An 869-nucleotide genomic window follows, 5' to 3' on the forward strand; every position below is an offset into this window, starting at 1 on the left:
GTCGCGCAGCACAACCTGCGTACCGCGGGCAGTCTGAGCCTGAGCAAGGTCGAGAATTCCCTTTGAGTCGGTAAGCACGTCAGCGAGCCTTGTCCAGATTTCCAAGCAAGTGAGTCCCGGGTTCGTGGCAAGATACGCTGACAACTTCCTAACCCCCACAGCAGAGACCCAGGGACTGCAGATAATTAGTTGAGACCTACTGCCCGTAACTAGAGCCTCGATCATTGACCAGGATGGACGCGAGATGCTGTTTACCATGTACTTGCTTCCTATTGTCGTTGTTCCCATTTCTTGCATCAGCACCATGCCTTGAGCTCGTGGTGGATACCGACTCGAGCGTCGTCGCCGCACGTGAACCCGTCGGTGGCCGATCTTGAAGGGAAAGCTCCCTGTCGATGAAGCCGGAGTGTCTGGCGGTGTTCGTCGCTCATGTCGGTTCGTTTCTATGCAATTGACGATGTGCGTTCGGTCGTTGCGCAAGCAATGTAAACATGTTTAGAGGACGCTTTCACACTACGTAGGCTCATAGCGCAACACGCCTGTGCCAAGGGCCTGCTGTGGCCGTAACACCAGGACTTCCTTATGCAGAAGCCCGATATCGGTGCTCAGTCCAGACCATAGGACTGCGGCGCCGACGGTGGAAAACGGGTGTGCCGACGTGATGTCCGAGTTCGGCCGCGGATCCTTGACGTCCCAGCGGGCAAAGGCCAAAGCGGCCGTCGCGGCATCTTGTACGTGTGGCTCAAGTCCAGCCGCATTTACCGCTCGGGCATGACCGGCCCCCCAAACGAATGCTTCCCAGAGGTGCAGTTGTGGGCCGCTTCCGCCGACCGATATCCATTCAGCCGGATCGAAGGGTGACACAAGGA

At 57.4% G+C, this 869-nt stretch carries 1 protein-coding gene; it reads right to left on the bottom strand.

Going from position 1 to position 869, the window contains the following annotated elements; all coding sequences use genetic code 11:
• Positions 1–513: 513 nt before the first annotated feature.
• Positions 514–869, bottom strand: a 356-nt coding sequence (locus RMSM_RS40865; protein WP_008695343.1) for a hypothetical protein, incomplete at its 5' end; no start/stop codon positions are given.

Source organism: Rhodopirellula maiorica SM1, assembly GCF_000346295.1.
GTDB classification, from domain to species: domain Bacteria; phylum Planctomycetota; class Planctomycetia; order Pirellulales; family Pirellulaceae; genus Novipirellula; species Novipirellula maiorica.